The sequence below is a fragment of the Butyricicoccus sp. genome (assembly GCF_050872565.1).
GTDB lineage: Bacteria > Bacillota > Clostridia > Oscillospirales > Butyricicoccaceae > Butyricicoccus_A.
The window spans coordinates 1-6,749 of sequence record NZ_JBNMHC010000099.1; the positions used below are offsets into that span (position 1 = coordinate 1).

Sequence of the window (6,749 nt, forward strand, 5' to 3'; positions counted from 1 at the left end):
ACTTTTTCAAACGGAATCCAAATCGTGTGACCATCTAATTCATACGAGATACCCGCATTGACTTCTTGTTTGGATGCCAAATTGATTGCCGCCTGCAACGCTGCCGCTGCCTGACCCGACGCGCTCTGGAACACAGTTGCTGTCATATCGCCGTCTACAATAGCTTGCAGTCCGGTGTTGGTGCCATCCACACCCACGATTTTTATCTTAGAAATGTCCACGCCCGCCTGCTTCAGTGCTTCTATTGCACCCAGTGCCATATCATCGTTGTTTGAGATAATCGTATCTACCTGAGAGAAATCCGCATCATTGGTAAGCAAAGCATTCACTTTCTCTATTGCTTCGCTGCGGGAATAATCGCAGTCAACAGCAGGAATGGCTTCTTCGGTTTTTATGCCATTCTTCTCCAATGTCGCGATGACATCCTGAGAACGTGCTCTGGTGTGCAGCAATCCCTCTGTGCCCTTCAGCATAAAATAGTGAATTTCCGTCTGATTGTCTTTCTTGAGTGCATCGGTCAGCAGTTCTCCCTGCATAACGCCGGAGGTTGCTTCATCCGAGCCAACGTAAACATGCGTATCATCCAGCAAAGAGGTGTCTTCCGGGCAGCGATTGACAAAGACAATCGGAATCTCTCCCGCCGCATCAATGACATCTTTGGCTCGATTGTCATCTGCCAAATTGACAATCAACGCATCCGCTTCATTCTGTGCTGCCGCACGAACCGCTTCATTTTGCTTATCCTGATCTGCGCCGCAGTCGACAGAAGTCAGCTCGACATCATTCATTTCAGCAGCAGCCTTCACAGCATTGTCCAGTGTCCCCAAGAATTCGTCCTTTGTCGCAATGACCAGCGTGATCTTGCCGTCATAATCCGACATTTTGACTGCGCTGTCTGTCTTAGAACTGCTCTGTGTCCCAGATGTGCCGCATCCGGTCATCACGCCAGCGCACAGTACACCTGTCAAAATCGCCGCAAATGTCCGTTTCATCCTCATAACGCTTACCTCTCTTCCTCCGCATGACATATCGTAATGCAAAAAATATACGTAGATTTTGTGTCGAAAAATGCACGAATGCTTTTTTCATTTTCTCTTTTTCTGTGTTCTCAGTATAGCATTGACTACGGGATAAAGTCTTTCACTTTCCCGCCATAAATTTGCACTTTATGGTCATAGTTCATAACATCCCGCAAATCATACGATTTGTTTTTAGTGCTTTTGTCAAATACACTTGTGTTATACTGAATGCATGTCAAAAAAGGAGCATCCGCATGTATTACACCTACTTATTGCGCTGTGAAGACGACACAGTATATGCAGGCATCACGACAGACCTTGCCCGCCGATTTGCCCAGCACTGCGGCAAGCTGTCCGGCGGTGCCAAATATACTGCCGTCCATCGTCCCGTCCGCATGGAAGCTGCTTGGCGCAGCGCAGACCGTGCGGCAGCATCCCGATTAGAATACAAGCTCAAACACCTGAGCAAAGCGAAGAAAGAAGCGCTGATTCAAGATACTTCTGCTGTTCCGCTGCCGGAAGAATACACAAGAATTGCTGTTGAGCCGGATGGAAGCGTCATCTCCTCTCATTAAATTTCACGCAAAAAATCCCATCTGCAAACGCAGATGGGATTTTCTCTATCCGAATGGATTTACTTTTCTTCAGCCGGAGCCTTATCTCTCGGCAGAACAATATTCAGGATAATCGCAACCAGAGCTGCCGGAACGATGCCGGAACCACCAAAGATCAGCGAAATGTAGCTCGGCAGACCTGCCAGTACATCGCTGTTTGCTCCCAGACCATAACCCAGACCCAGAGCAACAGACACAATGCTCATGTTTCGTGCGCTCATCGGATCTTTGGTAATCAGCTGAATACCGCTGAGTACGATGGACGAGAACATAATAATTGCCGCGCCGCCGAGCACGCTCTGCGGCATAATCGACACGAGAGCAGCCAGTTTCGGGCACAGACCGCATACAATCAGGAAGATCGCACCGAAGCCCAGAGCGGTTCGATTGACAATCTTCGTCATCGTAACAAGACCAACGTTCTGGCTGAACGACGTGTTCGGCAGAACGCCAAACAGAGCGGCAAAGCTGGAACCTACGCCGTCACACATGACGCCGCCGGACAATTCCTTATCGGTTGCCTCTCTGCCCATGCCGCCTTCTACACAGCCGGAAATATCACCAACGGTCTCGACGGCAGTGACAATAAACATGATGCCAACCGGAATGATGGCACGAAGGTCAAACACCGGCTTTACCGGCATAAACTTCGGAACGGCAAACCAAGATGCCTCTGCTACCTTGCCCCAGTTCAGTACCCATGCCTTGGTGTACTCCACGCCGTCTGCATTGACTGCTGTAGTGTCGAGACATGCGCCCATGATCGCACAAATGATGTATCCGCAAATAATGCCAATCAGAATGCAGGACGAGCTTGCCAGACCCTTTGCGCCGTGCTTGAATGCCAAGATAATAACCATGACAACCAGACCCAGCAGCAGGTTTTCCAGAGAGCCGTAGTCGTTGGCACTGGAGCCGCCGCCAAACGAGCTGACGCCGACACTAATCAGCGACAGACCAATCGAAAGAACGACCGTACCGGTGACAATTGCCGGGAAAAAGCGGCGCAGCGGCTTTAAGAATGCACCCAAAACGGTCTCAAACAAACCGCCGATAATCGAAGCGCCCATCATTGCGCCGTATGCGATAATACCGCCGCCCATAACATTGGCAACGCTGCTGAACACGCCGATAAATCCGGAGCTGGTACCCATGATAATCGGTACCTGTCCGCCGATCGGTCCAATCGAGAACAGCTGAACCAGCGTTACGATGCCTGCGACCAGCATCGCGTTCTGCAACAGAGAAACCTGGATGGCTACAAAGGACTCCGCATCACCAATTGCCGCACAAGCACTCATGATAACCAGCAGCGGCGTCAGGTTGCCGACAAACATGGCCAGTACATGCTGCAAACCGAGCGGAATTGCCTGCTTCAGCGGAAGTTTGCCCTTAAAATCATAAGGGGTCACATACTGTTTTTGGTTTTCCATATTTCCTCCTATAATTATTAAAAATTTGTAAACAACGAGTGTATTATAGCACAGATTTTTGTGTCATCCCATCTTTTTCTGTATTTCTGTCGCAATTCAACGAAATATAAAAAAACTGCGCCAAACTTAGCGCAGTTTTTTCGTATTTTATCTATGGTACAATAGCAAAATGTCGTTCGGTGTCACGCCCAAATGAGCAGGCTGTTGTTCGGTTTCAATATTCTTGGAGAATCTCCGCCAAACCGGTGCGGTGTCCTCTCTTTGACCGGCAAAACGAAACTGTGTGATCCACTCAAACGGTTCTTCCATCTCTCCGACCCAAGAAACCGGAAAGCAATTTTTCGGTTCATTCGGGTCAAAGGCATGGGCACGAATGCCAATCGCCTGAATATCCTCGCGCACCGGCATCGCCGTCTGAAGCGAAATGCCCCAATCCGGCACGAAAACCGTATGCTCTCCTGTTTTTTGTGCCGAGACAATATTTTTGCATCCGGTCAGCATCGCCGCTTGAATAGACTGCGGATCGGCAAACAGTGCATGGGTTTCCTGCTGGGTCAGCACGCTTCCCTCATGCATGACGGCAATCTGCCTGCACATGTGATAGGCTTCATCGCGGCTGTGTGTCACAAGCAGGACTTCCCGTCCATATCGCTTGAGCAAGTCGCGCAGTTCGATTTGGAGCTTCTCGCGCAGATGACTGTCCAGCGCGGAAAACGGTTCATCGAGCAGCAGCAGCTTGGGTTCATTGACCAAAATCCGCGCCAGCGCAGTTCTCTGTGCCTGTCCGCCGGACAGCTGATGCGGACGATACTTTTGCAGCTGTTCCAGCTGCAAAAGCTCTACCACATTGCGATAGCTTCGTTCACGTACATCACGCCGTTTTTCCCATTTCAAGCCGCACAGAATGTTCTGCCGCACGGTCATATTGGGAAACAGCGCATAATTTTGAAATAAGTATCCAACGCGTCTTTTCTGCGGCGGCAAATCGATGCCGCGCTCGCTGTCAAACAGCACGGTTCCATCCAATTCGATATAGCCGCTATCCGGCTTTTCTATGCCGGCAATACATTTGAGCGTCATGCTCTTGCCGCATCCGGATGCGCCGAGCAGGCCGAGCACACCGTCCTGTGTCTCCAACGAGACATCCAGAGAAAATGCTCCGAGTTTCTTGTGAATCTCTGCACGCAGGCTCATGCTTTCACCGCCTTTTTCTGTTTGCTCTCCAAGAGATTGACGGACAGCAGCACAACCGTACTGATAGCCAGATTGACCAGCACCCATTTCCACGCACCGACAGAATCATTGGTGCGCCACAGCTGATACACCGTGGTGGAAATCGTCGCTGTTTTTTTCGGCGTATAGCCGATCAACATACTGGTCGCACCGTATTCACCGAGCGCACGCGCAAAGGTCAGCACCGTTCCCGCCAGAATTCCCTGTCTGCACGCAGGCATCCGAATGCGCCAGAAAATGTACGTATTAGACAATCCCAGCGTTTTGCCCGCATAGGCAAGATTCGGGTCAAACGCTTCAAACGCACCGCGTGCCGTCCGATACATCAGCGGAAATGAGACGAATGCCGCCGCCAAAATGCCGCCGTACCAAGTCATGACAAACTGGATGCCATACTGCGCCAGCAGCTGTCCGAGCGGACGTTTGACGCCAAAAATCAGCAGCAAAAAATAGCCGCAGACCGTCGGCGGGAGCACCATTGGCAAGGTCAAAACAACATCTAAGATGCCTTTGAGCGCACGCGGCAATCGCGCTGCATAGTACGCGCAAAAGATGCCGCCAAAGAACACAAGCACACAACTGATTCCCGCAATGCGCAGGGAATTATATAACGGGTACCAATCCATACTCACTGTACGGCTACAAAGCCGACCTTCTCAAAAACCTGCGTTGCGGCATCGCCATGCAGATAATCCAAGAATTCCTGTGCTTCCTTCGGATGCTGGCTGTTCTTCATGACAGCTGCCGGATAGATGGTCTTGCCGCACATTTCCTCAGTTGCCTCGCCGACAACCTTCAGACCTGCGCTGTACGCATCGGTATAGTAGACAATACCGCAATCTGCGCTGCCCTCGGAAACCTGTGTGGTCACTTCCTTGACATTGGAGCCATAGGTGATTTCACCGGAATCTGCCAGTGCCTTCTCATCCAGTCCCAAGTACTGCAAAATCTTCTGGGTGTACTGACCGACCGGTACATCGCTGTTGCCCATTGCCATCAGCACATCGCCGCTCTCCAGCTTGCTCTTAAGATCGTCAAAGCTCTGAATATTTTTCGGGTTGTTGTCCGGAACGACCAGAGCAACTTTGTTTTCCAACAGGTCAATTCGGCTGTCGCTGTTGACAAAATCCAGCTTTTCCGGATTCGCTGTCTCATCCTTGGAAGCATCCAGCTGATCCATCTGCTTCTGTGCCGCAGAAATAAATACGTCGCAAGTCGCGCCTTCCTGAATCTGCGTCTTGAGCGTGCCGGAGGAATCAAAGTTATACGTCAGGGTAATGTTCTTATGCTGTGCTTCATAGTCCGTCTTGATCTGATTCAGCGTTTCAGTCATAGACGCTGCCGCAAAAACAACCAGTTCGGTCTTTGCGCCGGAATCGGATGCTGAGCCGGTATCTGCGTTGGCACTTGTGTTGGTGCTCGTGCTGCCGCAGCCAGTCAAGCCAGCGGTCATGGTCATCGCCAGCGCCATCAGCGCAGCCAGTGCTTTGGTTCTCTTTTTCATAGTTCTGTCTCCGTTTAAACAAATGATTCTTTATGCTCGTGCGCAGTCGTGAACCGTACCGCGCAAAAGTCCCAATCCATGCGGGATGGTGTCCATAAACACATCCATTGTCTCCATGCACGCCTTCGGGCTGCCGGGCAGATTGATAATCAGCGTCCGCCCGCGAATCACAGATACCGCCCGCGACAGCATCGCGCGTTTGGTGATCTTCATAGATTCTGCTCGAATCGCCTCAGCGATGCCGGGCACTTGTCTGTCTGCCACAGCGAGCGTTGCTTCCGGCGTGACATCTCTCGGAGAAAATCCGGTTCCGCCGGTCGTCAAAATCAAATCCGGCTGCCGCTGGTCACACAAGCGAATCAGCTCGTGTTCCAAAGCCTCTCGTCCATCCGGCAGCAGCAGCTGTTCGATCACGGTATATCCGCTTTCCCGCAGCCGCTGGGCAATCATCGGACCGCTCGTATCTTCCCGTGTTCCCGCTGCACCGGCATCACTCAAGGTAATCACTGCCGCCTGAAACGGAAACGGCTGTGTCCGCGGAATAACCTGCATCTCTGCTCCGACAGCAAGAGTTCCGCCGCGCAGCACTCGCGCAAATACGCCCTCTCGCGGCATGATACAATCTCCGACACGCTGATAAATCGCGCAGTGTGTATGACATTCCTTGCCGATCTGCGTGATTTCGAGCAACACATCGCCGCACTGCAATTGCGTGCCCACCGGCAGGGCGCGAAAATCAATGCCTGTCACAGCGAGATTTTCTCCAAATGCGCCCGCCTCCACCGGCACGCCGCGCGCGCGAAAGGCATCAATTTTTTCCTGCTGCAGCAGGCTGACCTGCCGATGCCAGTTTCCCGCGTGCGCATCGCCCTGAATGCCGTAATCCGGCACAAGCTGTGCCTCGGCAACCGGCTTCTTGGGTGTGCCGCGTTTTTCGCTGATACAA

7 protein-coding genes are annotated in these 6,749 nt (G+C 51.7%); 1 reads left to right on the forward strand and 6 read right to left on the reverse strand.

Translation table 11 applies throughout. The features are described 5' to 3' along the window. Nucleotides 1–992: substrate-binding domain-containing protein (locus ACR0P9_RS05685; RefSeq protein ID WP_432618148.1), on the reverse strand; the 992-nt coding region annotated here is incomplete at its 3' end. Nucleotides 993–1,273: 281 nt separating this feature from the next. Between ACR0P9_RS05685 and ACR0P9_RS05690 the strand changes: the two genes are divergently transcribed. Continuing rightward, nucleotides 1,274–1,594, forward strand: coding sequence for a GIY-YIG nuclease family protein (locus tag ACR0P9_RS05690; protein WP_432618150.1), 321 nt, complete (start codon nt 1,274–1,276; stop codon nt 1,592–1,594). 59 nt (nt 1,595–1,653) lie between these two features. On the opposite strand, the gene ACR0P9_RS05695 is transcribed toward ACR0P9_RS05690, so the two are convergent. From ACR0P9_RS05695 to ACR0P9_RS05715, 5 genes are all read right to left on the reverse strand, one after another. Next, complete coding sequence (locus ACR0P9_RS05695) at nt 1,654–3,066, reverse strand: uracil-xanthine permease family protein (RefSeq protein ID WP_432618152.1); 1,413 nt, start codon at nt 3,064–3,066, stop codon at nt 1,654–1,656. A 147-nt stretch (nt 3,067–3,213) separates the two neighbouring features. Next, the gene (locus ACR0P9_RS05700; RefSeq protein WP_432618154.1) at nt 3,214–4,260 is read right to left on the reverse strand and encodes a sulfate/molybdate ABC transporter ATP-binding protein; all 1,047 of its coding nucleotides are present in this window, start codon (nt 4,258–4,260) and stop codon (nt 3,214–3,216) included. Then, the gene (modB, locus tag ACR0P9_RS05705) at nt 4,257–4,925 is read right to left on the reverse strand and encodes a molybdate ABC transporter permease subunit (RefSeq protein WP_432618156.1); all 669 of its coding nucleotides are present in this window, start codon (nt 4,923–4,925) and stop codon (nt 4,257–4,259) included. The genes ACR0P9_RS05700 and modB overlap by 4 nt, the downstream gene beginning before the upstream one ends. A 2-nt stretch (nt 4,926–4,927) precedes the next feature. Then, a complete protein-coding gene (modA, locus tag ACR0P9_RS05710) occupies nt 4,928–5,803 on the reverse strand; it encodes a molybdate ABC transporter substrate-binding protein (protein WP_432618158.1) in 876 nt (291 codons plus the stop codon). A 30-nt stretch (nt 5,804–5,833) separates the two neighbouring features. Continuing rightward, a partial coding sequence (locus ACR0P9_RS05715) for a molybdopterin-binding protein (RefSeq protein WP_432618160.1) occupies nt 5,834–6,749 on the reverse strand: 916 nt, incomplete at its 5' end.